The sequence below is a fragment of the Streptomyces sp. DG2A-72 genome, assembly GCF_030499575.1.
Lineage (GTDB): Bacteria > Actinomycetota > Actinomycetes > Streptomycetales > Streptomycetaceae > Streptomyces.
On the sequence record NZ_JASTLC010000002.1, the window covers coordinates 18,690 to 35,426 of the forward strand.

Annotated in this window: 21 protein-coding genes; 6 read left to right on the forward strand and 15 right to left on the reverse strand. The window is 71.9% G+C overall.

The features are described 5' to 3' along the window. Positions 1-68 precede the first annotated feature (68 nt). Positions 69-1,271: a YcaO-like family protein gene (locus QQY66_RS48980; RefSeq protein WP_301987817.1), complete on the forward strand. Its 1,203-nt coding sequence runs from the start codon at positions 69-71 to the stop codon at positions 1,269-1,271. Further along, on the forward strand, positions 1,268-2,656 hold the full coding sequence (locus tag QQY66_RS48985; RefSeq protein ID WP_301987818.1) for a TfuA-like protein: 1,389 nt from the start codon (positions 1,268-1,270) through the stop codon (positions 2,654-2,656). The genes QQY66_RS48980 and QQY66_RS48985 overlap by 4 nt, the downstream gene beginning before the upstream one ends. Here QQY66_RS48985 and QQY66_RS48990 read toward each other — a convergent pair. From QQY66_RS48990 to QQY66_RS49000, 3 genes are all read right to left on the reverse strand, one after another. Continuing rightward, positions 2,566-3,900 (reverse strand): MFS transporter, encoded by a 1,335-nt coding sequence (locus QQY66_RS48990; RefSeq protein WP_301987819.1) that lies wholly within the window; start codon positions 3,898-3,900, stop codon positions 2,566-2,568. The two genes, QQY66_RS48985 and QQY66_RS48990, sit on opposite strands and share 91 nt — an antisense overlap. Before the next feature lie 271 nt (positions 3,901-4,171). Beyond that, complete coding sequence (locus QQY66_RS48995) at positions 4,172-4,726, reverse strand: flavoprotein (RefSeq protein ID WP_301987820.1); 555 nt, start codon at positions 4,724-4,726, stop codon at positions 4,172-4,174. Then, a complete protein-coding gene (locus QQY66_RS49000) occupies positions 4,723-5,964 on the reverse strand; it encodes a helix-turn-helix domain-containing protein (RefSeq protein WP_301987821.1) in 1,242 nt (413 codons plus the stop codon). The genes QQY66_RS48995 and QQY66_RS49000 overlap by 4 nt, the downstream gene beginning before the upstream one ends. Positions 5,965-6,043: 79 nt before the next feature. Here QQY66_RS49000 and QQY66_RS49005 point away from each other — a divergent pair, with 79 nt between their 5' ends. The 4 genes from QQY66_RS49005 to QQY66_RS49020 all read left to right on the forward strand — a co-directional run bounded on the left by QQY66_RS49005 (position 6,044) and on the right by QQY66_RS49020 (position 7,682). Then, entirely contained in the window at positions 6,044-6,508 is a 465-nt protein-coding gene (locus QQY66_RS49005; RefSeq protein WP_301987822.1) for a hypothetical protein, read from the forward strand. A gap of 318 nt (positions 6,509-6,826) precedes the next feature. After that, positions 6,827-7,279 carry a hypothetical protein gene (locus tag QQY66_RS49010; RefSeq protein WP_301987823.1) on the forward strand — a complete coding sequence of 151 codons (453 nt, stop codon included), beginning with the start codon at positions 6,827-6,829 and terminating at the stop codon, positions 7,277-7,279. Then, positions 7,276-7,542: a hypothetical protein gene (locus tag QQY66_RS49015; protein ID WP_301987824.1), complete on the forward strand. Its 267-nt coding sequence runs from the start codon at positions 7,276-7,278 to the stop codon at positions 7,540-7,542. The genes QQY66_RS49010 and QQY66_RS49015 overlap by 4 nt, the downstream gene beginning before the upstream one ends. Then, a complete protein-coding gene (locus QQY66_RS49020) occupies positions 7,533-7,682 on the forward strand; it encodes a hypothetical protein (protein WP_301987825.1) in 150 nt (49 codons plus the stop codon). Before QQY66_RS49015 ends, QQY66_RS49020 begins: the two co-directional genes overlap by 10 nt. 76 nt (positions 7,683-7,758) lie before the next feature. On the opposite strand, the gene QQY66_RS49025 is transcribed toward QQY66_RS49020, so the two are convergent. The 12 genes from QQY66_RS49025 to QQY66_RS49080 form a co-directional block, all read right to left on the reverse strand. After that, a complete protein-coding gene (locus QQY66_RS49025) occupies positions 7,759-8,100 on the reverse strand; it encodes a hypothetical protein (RefSeq protein WP_301987826.1) in 342 nt (113 codons plus the stop codon). 65 nt (positions 8,101-8,165) lie between these two features. Next, positions 8,166-8,711, reverse strand: coding sequence for a hypothetical protein (locus tag QQY66_RS49030; protein ID WP_301987827.1), 546 nt, complete (start codon positions 8,709-8,711; stop codon positions 8,166-8,168). 100 nt (positions 8,712-8,811) lie between these two features. Further along, on the reverse strand, positions 8,812-9,753 hold the full coding sequence (locus QQY66_RS49035; RefSeq protein ID WP_301987828.1) for a hypothetical protein: 942 nt from the start codon (positions 9,751-9,753) through the stop codon (positions 8,812-8,814). A 136-nt stretch (positions 9,754-9,889) separates the two neighbouring features. Continuing rightward, a complete protein-coding gene (locus QQY66_RS49040) occupies positions 9,890-10,621 on the reverse strand; it encodes an RNase adapter RapZ (RefSeq protein WP_301987829.1) in 732 nt (243 codons plus the stop codon). Further along, positions 10,618-10,917, reverse strand: coding sequence for a hypothetical protein (locus QQY66_RS49045; protein ID WP_301987830.1), 300 nt, complete (start codon positions 10,915-10,917; stop codon positions 10,618-10,620). Before QQY66_RS49045 ends, QQY66_RS49040 begins: the two co-directional genes overlap by 4 nt. 4 nt (positions 10,918-10,921) lie before the next feature. After that, complete coding sequence (locus QQY66_RS49050) at positions 10,922-11,506, reverse strand: hypothetical protein (protein WP_301987831.1); 585 nt, start codon at positions 11,504-11,506, stop codon at positions 10,922-10,924. 72 nt (positions 11,507-11,578) lie between these two features. Then, positions 11,579-11,944, reverse strand: coding sequence for a hypothetical protein (locus QQY66_RS49055; protein WP_301987832.1), 366 nt, complete (start codon positions 11,942-11,944; stop codon positions 11,579-11,581). 133 nt (positions 11,945-12,077) lie between these two features. After that, positions 12,078-12,554: a Pycsar system effector family protein gene (locus QQY66_RS49060; protein ID WP_301987833.1), complete on the reverse strand. Its 477-nt coding sequence runs from the start codon at positions 12,552-12,554 to the stop codon at positions 12,078-12,080. Positions 12,555-12,615: 61 nt separating this feature from the next. Next, complete coding sequence (locus tag QQY66_RS49065) at positions 12,616-12,882, reverse strand: hypothetical protein (RefSeq protein WP_301987834.1); 267 nt, start codon at positions 12,880-12,882, stop codon at positions 12,616-12,618. Positions 12,883-13,066: 184 nt separating this feature from the next. After that, positions 13,067-13,717, reverse strand: a complete 651-nt coding sequence (locus tag QQY66_RS49070) for a hypothetical protein (RefSeq protein ID WP_301987835.1) — start codon at positions 13,715-13,717, stop codon at positions 13,067-13,069. Between the two features lie 12 nt (positions 13,718-13,729). Then, complete coding sequence (locus tag QQY66_RS49075) at positions 13,730-14,254, reverse strand: hypothetical protein (protein WP_301987836.1); 525 nt, start codon at positions 14,252-14,254, stop codon at positions 13,730-13,732. Positions 14,255-14,492: 238 nt separating this feature from the next. Then, a complete protein-coding gene (locus QQY66_RS49080) occupies positions 14,493-16,709 on the reverse strand; it encodes an FtsK/SpoIIIE domain-containing protein (RefSeq protein ID WP_301987837.1) in 2,217 nt (738 codons plus the stop codon). Positions 16,710-16,737: the final 28 nt, after the last annotated feature.

A 16,737-nucleotide genomic window follows, 5' to 3' on the forward strand; every position in this document is an offset into this window, starting at 1 on the left:
CCCGGCCGCCCGGACGCCTCCCCGCGTCCGGCGGCCGGGCCTCGCCGTCCCCGAGAGGAGAGTCGTCCATGCGAAAAGTGTTCTTCGACGGCGCCCACCGCACCCGCCATCCCGGCGAGACGTGGGCCGCGCTCCGGCCGCTGCTCGCGGTCTACGGCATCACCCGCGTTGCCGACGTGACCGGGCTCGATGACCTCGGTATCCCCGTCACGATGGCCGTGCGGCCCCTGGCCCGGACGCTGAGCGTCGCGCAGGGCAAGGGGGCGACATTGGACGCCGCCCGGGTGTCCGGCGCGCTGGAGGCCGTCGAGGCGTGGCACGGTGAGCGCGCCGTGCCCTCGGTGGTCGAGCGGGCCCCGGCCGAAGCCCTGCGCCTGCCGTATCCGGTGGCCGCGTTGGAGACGCACCCCGGCTCTTTACTGACCCCTCGTACGGTGCTGGACTGGATCACCGCCCGCTCGGCGGTCGACGGCACCACCGTGCCGGTGCCGGCCGCGTGCGTGCGGCTCGGCCGGGAGACTCACGGCCGGTGGCGGCTGCACCTGCCGAGCGCGTCGACCAACGGCCTCGCCTCCGGCAACACGACGGCCGAGGCGGTCGCGCACGCGCTGTACGAGGTGATCGAGCGGGACGCGGTCAGCAACCTGACCAGCCCCGCCCCCGAGGGCCGCCCGCAGCGCATCGACCCGGGCAGCGTGAGCGATCCGCACTGCGCGAACCTGATCGAGCGCACCCAACAGGCGGGCGCATGGCTGGAGTTGTGGCACCTGCCGAGCCGCTTCGGCGTGCCGGTGATGAGCGCCTATCTGTGGCGCGAGGACCAGGCCGCGCTCCTGGTCTCCGGGTCAGGGGCGCACCTTGACCCGCGCATCGCCCTGTCCCGGGCGGTCACCGAGGCCGCACAGTCCCGGCTGACGGCGATCACCGGGAGCCGTGAGGACGTCCACCCGGCCACCTACCGGAACGGTGGGCACCAGGGCCCCGGCGGCGCGGCCGAGCCGGGCGCCGACTGGGGGCCGATCGCTTCCCGGTACGCCGCAGGGTTCGACACCCACGAGCGCGAGGTCGCGCACCTGGCCGCCCGCGTCGCGAGCGTGACCGGCGCGGCCCCGCTGGTCGTCGACCTGACGCACGGCCCGTACGAGACCGGCGGAGTGTTCTCGGTCGTCAAGGTCGTTGCGCCGCACCTGCGGTACGACTCCCGGCACGTCATCCCCCGCCCGCGGCAGGAGCGCACCAGCGCCCGCCCGAGTCAGGAGGCCGCAGCGTGAGCACCGTCCATGTCTTCTCCGGCCCGACCCTGCCGGCCGCCCGTGTCGGCGAGCTCCTGCCCGGCGCGGTGTGGCATCCGCCGCTCGCGCACGGGGACCTGTTACGGCTCGACACCGCACCCGGCGACACGGTCGTGATCATTGACGGGGTGTGGCACCAGCGCGCGCCCGTGCGGCACAAAGAGATCTTGTTGTTGCTGGCCGAGGGGGTTCGGGTGGTCGGCGCGGCGAGCATGGGCGCGCTGCGGGCCGCCGAGCTCGCGCCGTACGGAATGACCGGCGTCGGGCGCGTCTTCGAGGACCTGGCGGCCGGGGTGCTGGACGCCGACGACGACGTCTCCGTACTGCACACTCCCGAGGGACAGCCGGTGTCCGAGGCCCTGGTGAACATCCGGGCCGCGCTCCTCCGGTGTGCGGCGGCCGGGCAGATCAGCGAGACCGACGCCGGCACGCTCGAAGCGCTCGCCCGCGCACTGCCCTACACCCGCCGCACATGGGCCGCGCTCGCCCACCGGGCCCGCGAGGAGGGAGCGGGCGCCGCGTTCGCCGCGGTCGACGGGTGGCGTCGGCGCAATCCGTACGACGTGAAGCGGGAGGACGCGGAGCGCGCCCTCGTCCTGGTCGGCGCGGGCGGCCCGCCGGAGCCCGAGGGCGCGGCGCGGGAGTGGGAGCGGGAGCCGTGGCGGACGTCGTTCGTGCGGTACTGGACGGCGGCACACCGCCCCGGCCCCGGTGGTGTGCCGTTCCTCGCGGTGCTCCAACACCAACAGCTCTACGACGCCGAATTCCCCGCCCGGTGGCGAACCCGGGTTCTGTCAGCTGTGGCCGGAGAGGACATCGGCCCGGACGGGGTCGAGGCCGCCGCGCTGCGTGCCACGGCGGCCGAGGGGGTCGACGTGAGCGCCCTGTCCCGGCAACAGCTCGGATACTGGCTCGCTCCGGTCGAGCTGCGGGCGCTTCCGCCGGGTGAGGCGCTGCTCCGGATCGTGGTCCGCTCGGCCCGGCTGGATGGCGCGTGGTCGGTGTGGCCGTCGAGCCGGGCCGAGGCCGGGGAGCTGGTCGACGACGCGTTGCCGACGGCGGAGGACGTCGCCGCGGCGTACGCCGTGAATGCGGCCGTCGAGGCGGCCGACCACCGCCACACGATCGCCCGCCTGTCCGCCGACCGCATCGGCGGGCACCTCGCCGCCCGGTGGAACCTCCCGGCGTGCGCGGGGCGGCCGGTGCTGGACGCTGCGGCTCGCGACCGCGGATTCCGTGACTTCGGCGGGGCGGTCGAGGTCGCCCGCGCGTTCTACCTCGGCGCCCGTGCGGACACTCCGGCGGTCTCCGTCGGGACCGGCTCGTGTGCGGACTGCCCGGCCAGGGCCAAGGCCCGAACCTGACGGATCAGCAGCGGCACCACCGCGGCAAGCACGATCACCAGGGCGCCGCCCGCGAGGGTCGCGCGGACTCCGACGGCGCGGGAAACCGGGCCCGCGAGGAGGTAGCCGAACGGTACGGGAACGAGCTGCCCGAGCGTCGAGTACGACAGTGCCCGGCTCAGCCGGTCGGCCGGGATGCGTTCCTGTACCAGCCCGGACCATACGGTCATACTGACGGCGAGACCGGTCCCGGCCGCCGCCGTCGCGGCGACGAGCACCGGCAGCGGGGCGGCGGCGGCCATCGCAGCAAGCGGCAGCGCGAGCGACCCGGTACCCGCGCACACCACCCGGCCGACCAGCCGGGGCCGCCACATCAGCGCGACGGCGGCCCCGGCCACCAGCCCGGCCGTGAACCCGGAGACAACGAGGCCCCACAGTCCGGCGCCGCCAAGGAACCGCGCACCGTAGACCGGGCCGAGGAGTTGGTACCCGACCAGCCACACCGGCACGACGAGCGCGCCTTGTACGACCATCACCCACAGCCAGCGGCGGGAGCGGAAGTCGGTCCAGCCGTCGCGCAGATCGGCCAGGAACCCCGCCTTCACCTTCACCGCGCCCGGCTTGAGGTCAATCCGGGCGAACAGGACGGCGGAGGCCGCGAAAGTCAGCGCGTCCCATCCGATGGCCCAGGCCGACCCGAACACAGCGACGAGGAGACCGCCGATGGCCGGGCCGCTGACCTTGACGAGGTTCTGCGCGATCTTCAGGAGGGCGTTCGCCGCGTGCCGGGCTTCGGCCGGCACCACTTCCTTGACGATGCCGCCCGCGGCCGGGGTGAAGAACGCCGAGGCCGCGCCGCAGATCCCGGACATGAGCACCAGGTGCCACACCCGGGCCGTGCCGGACCACAGCAGCGCCGCGGCGAGGGCCTCGGCGAGCGCGCACACGATGTTGGACCACACCATGACCCGGTGGCGCGGGAGCCGGTCGGCGACGACTCCGCCCACCAGGAGTAGAAGGATCTGCGGGGCGACGCTCGCCGCGAGGACCAGGCCGAGCGCGCCCGCTCCCCCGCCGATGTGCAGTACCGCGAAGGCGAGGGCGATCGGCGAGACCGCCGATCCGGTCCACGACAGCACACGTGCGGTGAAGTGCAGCCGGTACGGGCGGACCGCGAGGGGCGCCCCCGCTTCCCGGACGCGCGCCGCCCAACCAATCCGGGGACCAGGCCCCGCCGTCCAGTTCAGCAGTCGCGCTTTCCGCAAGATCCAACTCCGCCCAGGAACAACGAAATCCCGGCGGCGAGGCGCCACCGGGAAGGCTGCCCCGACTCTAGGGCACACGAAAGATCATCTGTCGCAGACGCAACAGCCTGCGCCCGGAGAACTCCAGTCCAGCCGGATACCGCCCCCAACGCGCAGCGTCAGCGGTCACAGATGACCGGCGGGGACACCGAAGGGGACAGCATCCGTCACGACGGCCGGAGCTGTACGGGCGCGCCCGGCTCCTGGGGCCGGGCACGCGAGGGGCGGTGGGTCAGGATGCTGGCGGGAGTGCGTCGAGGGCGAGCTCCCACGGGTAGGCGTCGAGGTTGCCGCGGCCGGGCGGGTGGGGGGCGTACCCGGGCCCGCTCTGGCCGTCGTCGAGGAGCACGGTCACGCCTGCCTCGCGCAGCTCGGCGACGCTGCGCCGGACGGCCGGGTGCCGGTCCTGGGCATCGTTCCAGTGCGGGAGGGCAACGATGTGCAGCCCCTTGCCGATGCCCTCGGTGATCAGGCCGAGGGCGAGCGTGTCACTGATGCCGGCGGCCCACTTGTTGAGCGAGTTCGAGGTGAGCGGGGCGACGAGGAGCGCATCCGGGGCGGGCAGGACATCAGGCTCCGAGGGGAGCTTGTAGGAGTGCCGGACGGGGTGGCCTGTCAGCTCGCGGAGTTCGTCGAGGTTGCCCCCGGGGTCCTCCGTCATCCATCGGTGGGCGTCCGGGGTGAGGATGAGGCAGACGTCCCAGCCCGATTTTTGCGCGGCGCGAATGGGGATGGTGAGGCGTCGGGCGGGCGGGGCGGCGCAGGCGATCACGTACAGAGTTTTCACGTGGGCAGTCCACAGCGTGCGGCGAGCGCCCGCAAGCGGCCCTCAGCCGAACCGGCCCCCAAGAGTCGTAAGTCGTCGACGAGTTGCCGGGTCCGGGGCCGACACCGGACCTCTTCCTCTGCCTCCCGCTCGGCGTCGAGGAGGGCGTCGACCGCCTCGACACGGCGTCCCGCCTGCGTGAGCCCGTGGGCGAGATCGGTAAGGAGGTGGGCGCGGCGCTCTTTGGGCAGCGCGGCGCGGCTCGGGTTGGGGATGGCGTGGGCGACTGCGACGGCGTCCGCGCCTGCGCTGAGCTGGACGTGTGCGGCGACGCGGTACAACTTCGCGTTGGTGGGCCCGAATGCGGTCCACAGGCTGTTGCCGTCGAACCCGAGCTCGTCGGCGTGCTGGTCGGCCTGGTCGAGGAGGTCGGGGACCGCGCGGGCCGCCGCGGCGGCCCGGGTGTCGTCGAGTGCGGCGGCCGTGGCCTGCGCCATGGCGGCTTTGAGGTACAGCATGCCCAACACTGAGGTGCCGTCCTCGCCGCGGGTGCGCAAGTGGGGTCCGAGGCGGGCGGCGGCGCTGATGGCGAACTCGGCGGCGGCGTGGGGTTGGCCGTGCATGGTCATGGCGTCGGCGAGGTGACGCGCGGCCGATGCCATGTTGACGGGGTCCTCGGACCGCTCGGCGGCGGCCACGGCGCGGTGTCCGGAGACGAGCGCGAGGTCGGTATCGCCGTACTTGATCGCCGCGCCCTCGATGAGTTCGAGGGTGAAGGAGAGGAGCCGGAAGGCTTCGAGCTGGTCCTCGTGCTGGTGGCGGGCGGCGGCGCGGTTGGTGTCGACGAGGAGCTCGGGGACGAGCCGCCCGAGAGACGCGAAATGCCCCGCTTGAAAGGCGGATCTGGCATGGTCGAGGCGGCCGTGTAGGACCGTGACGGGGAGCGGGTCGGTGCCGTCGTCGTCCACCGCTCCCGTGATCACGTCGTGCCGTTGCAGGGTCCGGCGAATCACGTTGAGCTCGAACGAGTCCAGGCATTTGACCGCCGGAGCGGTGGAGAGGAACACCCCGACGTCGACTTGCAGTACGCGGGCCGCGCGCTCGACCACGGAGAGATTGGGGTCGCGCTGCCGTTCGCCTCGCTCGACGTCTTGGGCCCATCTGCGGGACTGTCCCATCAGGCGGCCGAAGACTTCTTGCGTCATGCGGCGGCGCTCTCGCCAGTAGGCGACACGACGCCCGAACTCCTGCGCGTCCATGGACATTGCTCCGGGCCGGAATCATGATGCACGCACTTTGCGTGCCTACAGTCCGTTGTACGCCCTCTACCGTCCAGATATGGCCGAGTCCAAGGAAACCGCTTGTAAGTGGGCCGCGTTCGTCTCCCCAAACGACGCGACCGCCGTCGAGCTGCGCTTGGCCGAGAGCTCTGCAATGAGGTTCGCGCCCTGCGGCATTCAGTGGGATGCCGTCGTGATCGCTCCTCTTGAGCGCGGCCTCGCCGCCCTCGATGTTCTCGGCCTACCGCAGGACGAGGGGCATCCCGTGTTCGCCGACTACTACAAACAAGAGCTGATCGTGCAGGTTCGAGCCGGGACCGCGGCCGATCAGTTCGAGGACGTCCAAGGCGTCCGCCCGCTCTCGCGCGGAGGGTGGGTCATGGTCCCCAACATGGGGGCCGGAACGACGCATGCCGCATGGATCAGCCGTCCAACTTCCTGGGAAGTGCGCTACGTTGACGCCACCGCGTTGCGCGAGGCACTCCTCATGGCCGACAGACTCGGCGTGCCTGCGCGCTGCTGAACCCCTCGGACAGCTCCCCCCGTGGCTGTCCGAGGTCCCCTCACCGCCCCCGGAGCCTCCGCGCCTTGGCTCCGGGGGCGGCCCCTTTTCCAGCGGTGGCGGCCGTCCTGCAGAACGGTCGGCGCCCGGGAGAGGACGCCGTATCCTGGGGGCGGGCCTCCGGTGATTTGAGCACCGGGGGCCCGCCATCGTTCCCGGCCCCATCAGCCCCGCCATTCGCTCGGCTCATCTTTTATGAGCTGGGGACATATGGAGTAGACCGACAAGGCACGCACATTGCGTGCCATCCTCGGGTCCGACTGCCCTTACCGTCCCGTCATGGCGCATGTACCCAACGGCACGCCGCACCCCGAAGGGGGCGGTTCCGTGCATCTTCCAGTCGTACGCGGCTCCACCGAGTCCGCGGTCAAGTCGCCCCGAATCGGCGGCAGGCCGCCCCTGTTCGCTACGGATCTCGTTCGCACCCTCGACGTGGCCCGAGACGTCGTGAGCGGGCTCGGCGACGAGGAGACGAGCGACGTCTCGGTGTCCGCCCTTACCGCCCTGGTGTGCACGGGCGCGACTCCGGCCGACGCGCTCCAAGCGGCGGCCGATGCCGCTCGGCGCGCCCCCACTCTTGAGCCCCACGGCCTCTCGCTCGCCCGCACACCCGGGCCGGTCGAGGACATGTGGGAGTACACGCTCACCATGACCGTCAGCACGCGCGACCCGCTGACCGGCGAGTGCGGCGGCCACACCCACCACGGCGACCAGCCGAGGAGCAAGCCGTGAGTTCGACGGCCCGCACGTATCGGCTCCGGGAATTCGACGTCACCACTCAACCCGGCGTCAACGCAGACGAGTTGGCCTACCCCGAGTTTCAGGCGGTGTGCATCACGGGGGACGATGACGCGTGCGGCCAGACGTCCGGCATGGTCGAGGGCGTCGCCGAGGTCACCGAATGGATGGCGAGGCACACGCGGGACACCGGACATCAGCAGTTCCGGCACGCGTATTGGGTGTACGTCACAGTCGAGCCGGGGGCGTGGAAGTGATGGTGACCGACGAGCGGCGGGCGAAGCTGTGGAAGCGCGCCGAGCGAATACGGATGGGGTTCGACGCGGTCCGCCTGACGCGCGAGGCCCTCGCCCGAGAGCGCGAGCAGCAGCTCGCAGCGAGCGCGCCCCCCAGGTAGCCCGCCCCACCACATGCCGGCGCCCGGCTCCCTATCGACGGTCAGGGAGTCGGGCGCCTTTGTCTGTGCGGGCGGGTCAGTCTCCGCCGCCTCGGCCGTCGTCCGTCTCAGACCGGTCGGCGCTCTTACCGAGTCGGACACCGGCGAGCCCAAGGCCCCCTTGCAGAAGGGCCGTTACGAGGATCGCTACGGCCCAACCGCCGAAGAACAGGCCGCACAGAAGGCCGCCGAGGGTGAGGACGACGAGGAGGGCGGCGAGGACCGAGGCGTACGACGGTGCGGAGTGCCAGCCGCGTAGCGCGACCATGCCGCCGCTCCCGACGATCACGGCCAGCACACACAAGGCGGTGCGGAGCAATGCGAATCGAAGTGCTGTCCAGGCGTCCCGTACGGTGCGCCCGTCCCCCCGTGTGGTCATGTCAGAGCCTCCCTGTTCCGCCGCAAGCCTAGATCGGCTCCGCTTGGCGCTGCGGTCGGGAGCGGCTAGTCCTGCTCGACCGCGGGGCGGACTTCGCGGAGTGGCCGCTCCCGGTCCGGATAGAGCGGGGTCTCGTCGGCGAGCTCGGGGAACTCGTCAAGCGGGCTGATCTCGCACCGCTTGCCGTACAGCTCGGCCCACCGGATGGCGTCCCGCAATGACCACTCACGGCGGAGGAGGAGCCGCTCCTCGACGATCCACACAACCCAGTCGCCGCGCCCGTTGCGGCGGCGGTACCAAAGGAGCGCCAGGACCAGGGCGACGGCGCCCTCGAACACAGCCCAAGGCAGCAGAGCGAATCGGGAGACCGGCAGCGCCCAGGCCAGGAGGAGGGCGAGGACCGCCCCGGTTGCCCAGGCGATCCAATGGGCGTACGGCCGCGGGGGGACGGTGCGCCGGTACGCCATGAGGGCGCCGCCAAGCATCCCGGCCGCGAACCACACGGGCGCGGTGCTGCCGGTGCCGGCGGCGAGCACCACGCACACCGTGGCGCCGCCGAGGAGTCCGCCCGCTATCCGTCGATCTTGGCCGCGGTCGGTGTCCTGCGTCATCTACTGGTCCCCCTCTGGGATCGTCAGCGGTAAGGGTGCCATGTCACGGCGGAGCGCCCGCCCCATGCAGGGCGGGCGCTCGAACGTCCGGACGCGCGGGTCAGTCACGGTCGGCGGACGGCGTTCCGTGGCCGTCGACCACCCAGGCCGCTTGATCCCACACCGGCTCGGTGCCGTCGGCGATCCGGTGGAGGAGCTCGACCAGGCCGCGGCCGTCGTCGTCGGCTGCGGTCGACCGGGACCACGGGAGGGTGCCGTCCCACGGCATATCGGGGTGGCCCGAGGTGGGGTGGCTGGTCCACGCGTACCAGGCGCGCCACAGGTTGGAGACGTAGACGGTTCCCACTGCGGCCCACGGGTGCACGCGGAGGAGCTCCTCGGGTACGGCGGTGAAGTGCGGCGGCTGGTCGGCCGGGTCCAAGAGCCGGGTGGGGTACCGGTTGACCGGGGCGCGGTCGCTCTCCCGTACGACGGCCGCGCCGGTCGTCAGTGCGTCGAGCTGGTCGAGGACGGCGGCGCGCTCGGCGCTGCCCGCGGTCCCGGCCGGGGCCGCGTACAACACGTGCCGGTCGTGGAGCCGGACAACGGCCACCGATGCCGGCGGGGCGTCGTGGTCGGCTTCGGCGGCCACGACGACCAGCACGGCCGAGGGGTTCGCGATGAGCTCGCGGGCGGCGCGCTGCGCGGTGTCGTGCTCGGTCCACAGGCGTACGGCGAGGCGGCAGGGGTCGCAGTGTCGGCCGCGGCCGAGCGGCTCCTCCTCGCGGGTGTCGCAGCGTCGGCAGATGTGTTGCAGCTCGCGGGCGCGGTCGAGGGCGGCCCGCTGCGCCGGGGTGGCCTTGCGCTTGGGGACGGCGTCGGCCCTCACATACAAGGGCGCGTAACTGTTGCCGTGGTAGAGGACTTGGGCGACCGGTTCACCACCGGGCTTAAGCGGCGGGTCCATCTCGGCGAGTTGGGTCTTTGTGGCGAGCGTGTCCGGTACCTGGTCCCATCGGGTGTAGCGCTGGAGATCCGGCAGGGCTGGAATGGCGGCGGGCAAGTGAGTGTCCTCCTGTCGGCGAGTCTGGGCTCGCGTGGGGTGTAACGAGTTCGGCGTACGCGCCGAACCGCGGAGCCCCCCGCCCCCATGATGAGCGGGGCGGGGGGCTCGGTCTGGGAATTGAGGCAGGCGTCTTCTACCGCTCGACGACGGGCTTTTCGATGTCGCGGTCTTCGCTCACGATCTTGACCTCGTCCCTTTCCTCGTGGTGCTGCATCACGAGCCACCGGACCATTGCGGCCGAGCGGTGACGGCCTCCCGCACAACCGACGGCGACGCGGACCGGACCGGCGAGCGGGTTCGAGCGGTAGGCGTCCACGGCGGCGCGGATGGCGAGACCGAGCTCGCGGACGCCGGGGGTGTTGAACACGGCGCGCATGACGAGTTCGTGAGTCGCGGTGAGGTCCCGAAGGCTCGGGTCGAGGTGCGGGTCTTTGAAGGGCCGCATGTCGAATACGAGGTCGGCCTCGGGTACCGGGCCGTGAAGGTAGCCGAACGACTCATAGGTGACGTCGGCCGGTGCCGCGCGGAAAGCCTCGCTGTACTGCAACTCTGCCTTGCCGAGCTCCTCGCCGAATTCCTCGGCCCCGAACTCGTCGGTGAGCTCGCGCAGAACGGCCCGCTTCTCGCGGTAGTAGCCGAGGAGCTCCTCCCCGGTCACGTGGGGCGGCTCCTCCTCGAACTCCGCGAGGGCGGCCTTTGTGCTGGCTTCTGATTCGGTGTCGTTGAACTCGGTGGCCGTCCCGTGATCGTGCTGGAGCTGGTCGTACCTCGCGCGGGTCGTCGTCGCCAGAAGGAGAGCATCCCCCCGGTTCTGGAGTGCGACGACGCGGCGCAGGGCGGCGCGGCTGGAGTTCGAGTCGGTCACGGTGTCTTTCCCTTCGTGGGCGTGGTGCCGGCGCGTGCGGCGGCTCGGCCCTGGTCGGTGATACGGAAGACGTGCGGGTGTGTCCGGTGCTCGCCGTCGGGGTCGGGGGTGCCTTGGATGTGGCCGCAGTCGTCGAGGGAGTCGGCGAGGCCGAGCTCTTCGAGGGCGGTCTCGTCCGCGGGCGTCAGCCACGCTGTCCCGCCCGAGGGCAGTTCGACGCGGGGCAGGATGCTGCCCTTGGGGTGCTCGGCCGCGGCCAGGAGGAAGGCGAGCCGCTTCGGGGTGAGGCGCGGCACGGGGTCAGTCCCGGGTGCTGAGCCAGGTCATCACCGCGGCGGCTCCGGCTCCGATCGCCAGGTGTAGAGCGGCGTCGAGTTCCATCCATGCCGTGCCGGGCCCGTTGATCTCCTTCGTAAGGGTGCCGTCGTCCTTCATCCGTACGGCCTGGCAGTGGTCGACGTATCCGCGCTTGCGGGTCTTGTCGGCGAGCCAGAGGAACGCGGCTCCTCGGTCAATGACTACGTGCGTCAGGCCGTTGATCGCAGCGCCCGCAAGCAGGGCGGACACGGGGACACGGCGGCCGAACGCTCGGGTGAGGGCGGCAGCCGCGCCCGTCTGGATGCCCGTATAAGAGGCGACGTGAACCGCGACGGCGCGGCGGCCTCGCGCGTTCGCCGTCATGGTCGGCTCGTCGCTGCGGTCGTGCTCCTCGTCCCCGACGGCCACGCCGTCCCGGTAGACATGGTGGGAGCCGTACAGGCGCTTACACCGGGCCGTCTCGGACCCTTGGGCCCAGTGGTCACAGAGGGGGTGGAGCGCCTCGAAGGTGCTCAGAAGTGCGGCGAACAGGGCGAGGCGTTCGACGCCGGAGGCGGCGGACTTCATGTCGGGTTGGTCCTCTCGGTCCGGTCGGTGCCGGGGCCTGGTGGCCCCGGCCGGGGTGCGCTGTGGCTGGAGCTACTGACCGGACGGGCGTCCGCCGAGGTGGACATCGCCGTACACCACACCACCGCTCACGCCGTGGACGTCGCCGAGGACGACACCCCCGCCGATCACGGGCGCGCTGCCGCCGAAGGTGAACCCGGACGGCAGGGAGGCGAGGACGTCCTCGGCGGGCGCGGTCTCCTCGGCGGGGAAGTCGGGCAGCGTCGCCGCGCGGGACTTCAGGGCACGGGTAGCGGCTTCGTCGAACCTGATCCACGAGCGGCCGATCTTGCCGTTGTCGTCCTCGGTGTAGACGACGAGGACGGCGCCCTTGGAGTCGCCTTCGAGGTTGAAGCGCGTGGCGGTACCGGTGATCTCGGTTTCGGGGGTGGGCTTCATGTGCGGTGTTCCTCCGGGGTGTTGGGGTCGTGGGCGGTGCTGTGGGATGGCCCGAGTTGACCCGGCGCCGGCACGTGCGGGACATGCCGGACCGCGACGACTCGACGCGTCGCACGGCGGGTACTGCGGGAGGTCAGGTCAGCCCGGCGAGGAGGGCGAGGACCAGGAGGACGATTGCCACGCCCGTGATGTCGATTGCGAGACGCAGCGCGGCGTACTTGCGGACGGCGAGCCTCGACAGGGTGACGATCCTCTCGGGGCGCCGGTCGACCGCGACGTCCGCGACGACGTCCTCGGCGGTGCAGGTAGCCCAATACAGGTAGGAGCCGCGGGGGCGCTTGGTGCGCGCGGGTCGGACGGCGAGGAGGACGACGAGGATTGCGGCCACCAGGCCGACGGCGCCGAGGCCGACCAGGACGGCCGCGGCCTGGTTGAGGTGGCGGCCGGGGAGGGTGGCCACCAGGACGGCGAGGGGCAGGCCGAACGCGGTCAGCAGGGCGGCGGCCTTGGTGTCCGTGCGGACAATCTCGCTGATCACGTCGGTTCGGGCCTGGTTGAGCCCCTCGTCTGCGGGGTGGGCGGCGGCACGCTCGGGGGCGTTCGCGGTCACGGGGATGGTTCCCTTCGGCAGGGGCCGGGGCCTCTGTGCGAGGCCCCGACGGTGCGTGCGGTCAGGAGGTCGGGCCGAGCTCGGCGGCCGGGACGGAGCCGGACGGGGCGCCGACGAGCTCGACGTCGGCGGCGGCCGTGCCGTCCTCCCGGCGGTAGACCGACTGCACGAAGCCGACGGCGGTCTTCCCGGTCTCGGGGTCGGTCCGGGTGACGAACCGCCCGGGGCGCATGTGCTCGCCGTGCTCGGCGGCGATCTCGGTCTCGGCGGTGAGGAGCTGCGCGGCGAGTTCGGTCACGTAGGCGGCCTGCGCGTCGGTGGGCTTCAAAGCGGTCTCTCCTTCGGTTCGGTGTTGCGGGTCCACCATGACACGAGTTTCAGCACAACTACAAGTTGAACTGACAGCTTGACTGAAAGTTGCCCTGCGGGTCGAGGAGAGGCCGGAACGCGACGGGCGCCCCCGTCGGGAGCCGATTTGAGCGGCTCCTCGGGGGCGCCCGTCGTACGGCGGATCAGTCCTCGTCGCCCCCGCCTGCGGGGGCGGCCATCTTGCGTTCGTGGCGGCGCTCGCCGTAGGCCCCGGCCTCGCGGATGCCGTCGCGCACCGCGCCGACGCCCTCGCGGCCGAGGTCGGCGACCGAACCGACGGCGGAGGCCCCGGCGGTGGCGACCTGTCCGGCCGCGGCGGCGGTCTGGCCGACGGCACCGGCCACCGCGGCGACAGCGCCGAACGCGGCAGCCATGGCGCCGCCCGTGGACCGTCCCGCCGGCATGGCAGGCCCGGCCTTGGTCGAACCGCCGCCCTTGGCGTTCGCGGCGGCGGAGGCTTGGGCAGCGACGGAACCGCCGCCCTGCCCGACCGAGACGAGGACGCCCTCGATCTTCTTGTCACCCGCGAGACGAATCCGGAACGGGCGGCCCGCGTCGACCTGGGCAATCGTGGCGAGCTGCGATGCGGCGAGGCCGTCGACCTGAAAGAAGCACTGCGGGCGGCGGCCGATCTGCCGCTCGCCGCGGGGGGCCTTGTGGCGCTGCCCGCATGTGGCGTTCACGGCGGCGCCGGAGGGGATGAGTGTCACCTCGCGGGGGACGCCTTCCCCGTCGGGGCATTTCACCGCCGTGCCGTCGATGTGGAGTTTCCGGATCTTGAGCGTCTGTGCCATCGGGCGGTTCTCCTATCCGTTGTTGATCGTGGCGGTAGCGACGGCCTTTGCCCGGCCGAAGAGCCCGGCCGTGGCGGTCGCGGTGGCGGTCGCGGTCTGGCCGCCGCCCCGTCGGCGCTTAGCGACGACGGCGACGGCCAGGGCGAAGACGAAGGCCAGGACGACGGCGACCTTCGCGAGCAGCAGCAGCGCGGCGACGAGCGCGGTAGCGGCCTCGGCGAACACCTTTGCGGCGTACGCGGCCATGACGAGGGAGGCGGAGGCGCTCACCAGGAGGAGGGCGGTCGTCTTGGCCCACGCCGGGACGGCGTTCGAGGCCGGGGCGGGGTTCGCGGGCTCGGCGGCCGGAACGGCGGCGTACTGGTAGATCGTGCGGCCGTCGAGGGTGCGGACCTCGACCACGTCCGCTATCGGGGCAGATACCGCCTCGGCGGTCGTCTTGATCACGATCGGGCGGTATGCGGCCGGGTGGCCGGACATCGGCTCGGGGTGGTGGACGAGGGCGGCCTCGGCGTAGCTGTGGGTGGTGCTTTCCATGATCGTCAGCGCTCCTCGGCGTGGTTCGCGTGCGTGGGTTCTGGGGTGTCGGGACGGTGTCCGGGGGGTGCGGTTCGCCATCATTTGTGCAGGTCTGGGGGGTGTCACGGGGGGTGTCGGGCGGGGGGCGGGGGTGTCGTTCACGGACACCCCCGCTACGGGGCGGACACGTCCGGGACACGTCCTCACCTGCGGTTTTGCAGTGAGGACACCTCCCCGGACACGTCCTTTCATCCCGTTATGCGCCAAGTACGAGGTTCAGGTCTTCGCGGCGGAATCCGCGGCCCTCGGTGCCCGCAAGGGTCGTGACCTTGACCCGGTCGAGCGTCCGGCCGGAGCCGTCGAGGGCCTCCTCGATCTCGCGGCCGAGACGGGCGCCGACCCGCGAGGACCAAGCGCGGTCGCTCTCGCCCTCGCGCTGCCCCCAGTCGGCGGCCGGGTCCTGGTCGTGCAGGAGGCGGGCGATGTCCGCGCTACCGAGCTCGTCGACCCCGGCCCGGTCGAACGCGGCGCGGATCTCGGCGAGGATGCCGACGACGGACAGCAGACCCGACGCGGCGTATCCGGTGAGGGTGCCGGCGGCGATGCGCAGGGCGCGGCCACGGGCGCAGATGTCCGTGAAGTGCTGCGGGCTGATCCAGTCCGTCATGATCTTCTCGGAGCCGGATTCCTCGGCGAGGATGCCGACGCCGATCTGACCGAGCCCGGCCGCGGTGTGGCCGCGCTTGGCCTGCCCGTCGCCGAGGATCATGTCGGACGACGTGTCGTCCACGGTGTGCACCGAGTAGCGCTTGAGGATGACGTCGCGGAAGTCGGTCGGGACGCTGCGGGCGCTCGGGCGCTGCGCGGCGGCAATGATGATCAGGCCGCAGGCCCGGCCGCGACGGATCAGCCGGGCGAGCTTCTCGACGAGAGCCGCGAATTCCTTCAGTCCGTCCTTACGGGCCAGGACGACGCCGAAAGCCTCCTGAATCTCGTCAATGAGCAGCATCAACACGGGCATGTCGTGGGTCTCGGCCATTTCGGGCGTGAGCCGCATGTCCGGCCGCTGTGCCTTGGGCATGCGCCGGATCTTGGCGAAACGGTCGTCCATTTCCTCAATGAGTTCGTCGATGAGCTCGATGAACTCCTCGACGCTCGCGGGGTCGGCGCCGATGATCACGCGGTGGGCGATCTCTTCGAGCTCCTCCCAGTCCGCGCCGCCCTTGAAGTCGGCAAGCAGCATGCGGCAGTGAGGATCGAGGGCCCCGGCCGCGGCCGGCAGGCGCATTGCCGACGTCTTGCCGTAGCCCTGGGCACCGCCGAACAGCAGCGAGGACCACAGGACTTGGAGAACCTTCCGCACACCCTTGCGGTTGCCGCCGAAGGGAACGCCGTTCCAGATGTCCCACTGCTTGGCCGTGACCAGGGGCGAGATCGGGGCCTCGCCGGAGAACGGGACGGTGGCGGCCACCCAGAGGATGACGTCGTTCGGGGTCTCCCCCTGCTCGATGTCGAGCCGCTCGACCGGCAGGCCGAGGGCGCCCGCGAACTGTTCGGCCTTGTTCTTGATCGCCTTGCAGACCAGGCCCGCCGGGGTCTTGAACTCGACCGTGGTGTTGCCGAGTTCGTCGCGGGTGGCCAGACCCGAGGGCTTGATCTCCTGCTCGGCCGACATGAGCTTGATGTCCCGCAGGGCCCGCGTGATCCGCTCGTCCGTGACCGGCCCGTCGGTGGCCATCTCGGCGGCGTTGTCGAGGACGGCGAACGGGAGGTCGGGGGAACGGCGGATCATCTCGCGGCGGCCGAGGAAGTACAGGACACCGAAGACGGGGATCAGGGCGGGGGCGGCCAGGATCATGCCCCAGGTCTGCCCGAGGGCGAGGAGCGCGGCCGTGTAGGTGGTGAACCCCGTCATGGCGTAGACGGTGACGGCCTCGCGCCGCCGCTCCCGGGCCTCCTTGCGCCGGTCGGCGCGCAGGTCGGCGATGTGGTGGGGGTCGGCCTTGACGCGGCGGACCTTGTCGGCGATCTCGCCGAACTCGGTTGCGAACAGGTACGACCAGGCGTCCCGGACACCGACGCGGGCGCCGATCCCGACGAGGGACACGGCCCGCCACAGGTAGACGGGGCTGCGGACGGTGTGGAAGGCGGCGCGGTTGGCGAGGACGGCGCGGCGCTGCCGCCATACGCCCGGGTCGGTGAGGGACTCGGGGATGATCGGCCGCAGGCCCCATGCCGCGCGCTCGTCCTCGTCGACCGGCTCCTCGTCGAGGTACTCGACGACGGCGCCGCCGTCCTCGGGAGTCTTGTCGAGGCTGACGCTTCCGGTGAACTGGTCGGCGACACCGGCCGGGGTGGCGTGGACGGCGTCGCGGGCGTCCTCGGCGAGCTGGTCGCGCTTCTCGTCGTCGAACCGGGGCGCGTGGTCGACGATGCCCGCCTCGATCTCGTCGCGCTCGATGCTGGTGGTCATTGCGGGGTGTTCCTTCCGGTGCGGGGGC

Coding starts and splice junctions, on each gene's coding strand:
- QQY66_RS48980 (WP_301987817.1), top strand. CDS start 69: ATGCGAAAAGTGTTCTTCGACGGCGCCCACCGCACCCGCCATCCCGGC.
- QQY66_RS49000 (WP_301987821.1), bottom strand. CDS start 5,964: ATGGACGCGCAGGAGTTCGGGCGTCGTGTCGCCTACTGGCGAGAGCGC.
- QQY66_RS49005 (WP_301987822.1), top strand. CDS start 6,044: ATGGCCGAGTCCAAGGAAACCGCTTGTAAGTGGGCCGCGTTCGTCTCC.
- QQY66_RS49010 (WP_301987823.1), top strand. CDS start 6,827: ATGGCGCATGTACCCAACGGCACGCCGCACCCCGAAGGGGGCGGTTCC.
- QQY66_RS49025 (WP_301987826.1), bottom strand. CDS start 8,100: ATGACCACACGGGGGGACGGGCGCACCGTACGGGACGCCTGGACAGCA.
- QQY66_RS49030 (WP_301987827.1), bottom strand. CDS start 8,711: ATGACGCAGGACACCGACCGCGGCCAAGATCGACGGATAGCGGGCGGA.
- QQY66_RS49050 (WP_301987831.1), bottom strand. CDS start 11,506: ATGAAGTCCGCCGCCTCCGGCGTCGAACGCCTCGCCCTGTTCGCCGCA.
- QQY66_RS49055 (WP_301987832.1), bottom strand. CDS start 11,944: ATGAAGCCCACCCCCGAAACCGAGATCACCGGTACCGCCACGCGCTTC.
- QQY66_RS49070 (WP_301987835.1), bottom strand. CDS start 13,717: ATGGCACAGACGCTCAAGATCCGGAAACTCCACATCGACGGCACGGCG.
- QQY66_RS49075 (WP_301987836.1), bottom strand. CDS start 14,254: ATGGAAAGCACCACCCACAGCTACGCCGAGGCCGCCCTCGTCCACCAC.
- QQY66_RS49080 (WP_301987837.1), bottom strand. CDS start 16,709: ATGACCACCAGCATCGAGCGCGACGAGATCGAGGCGGGCATCGTCGAC.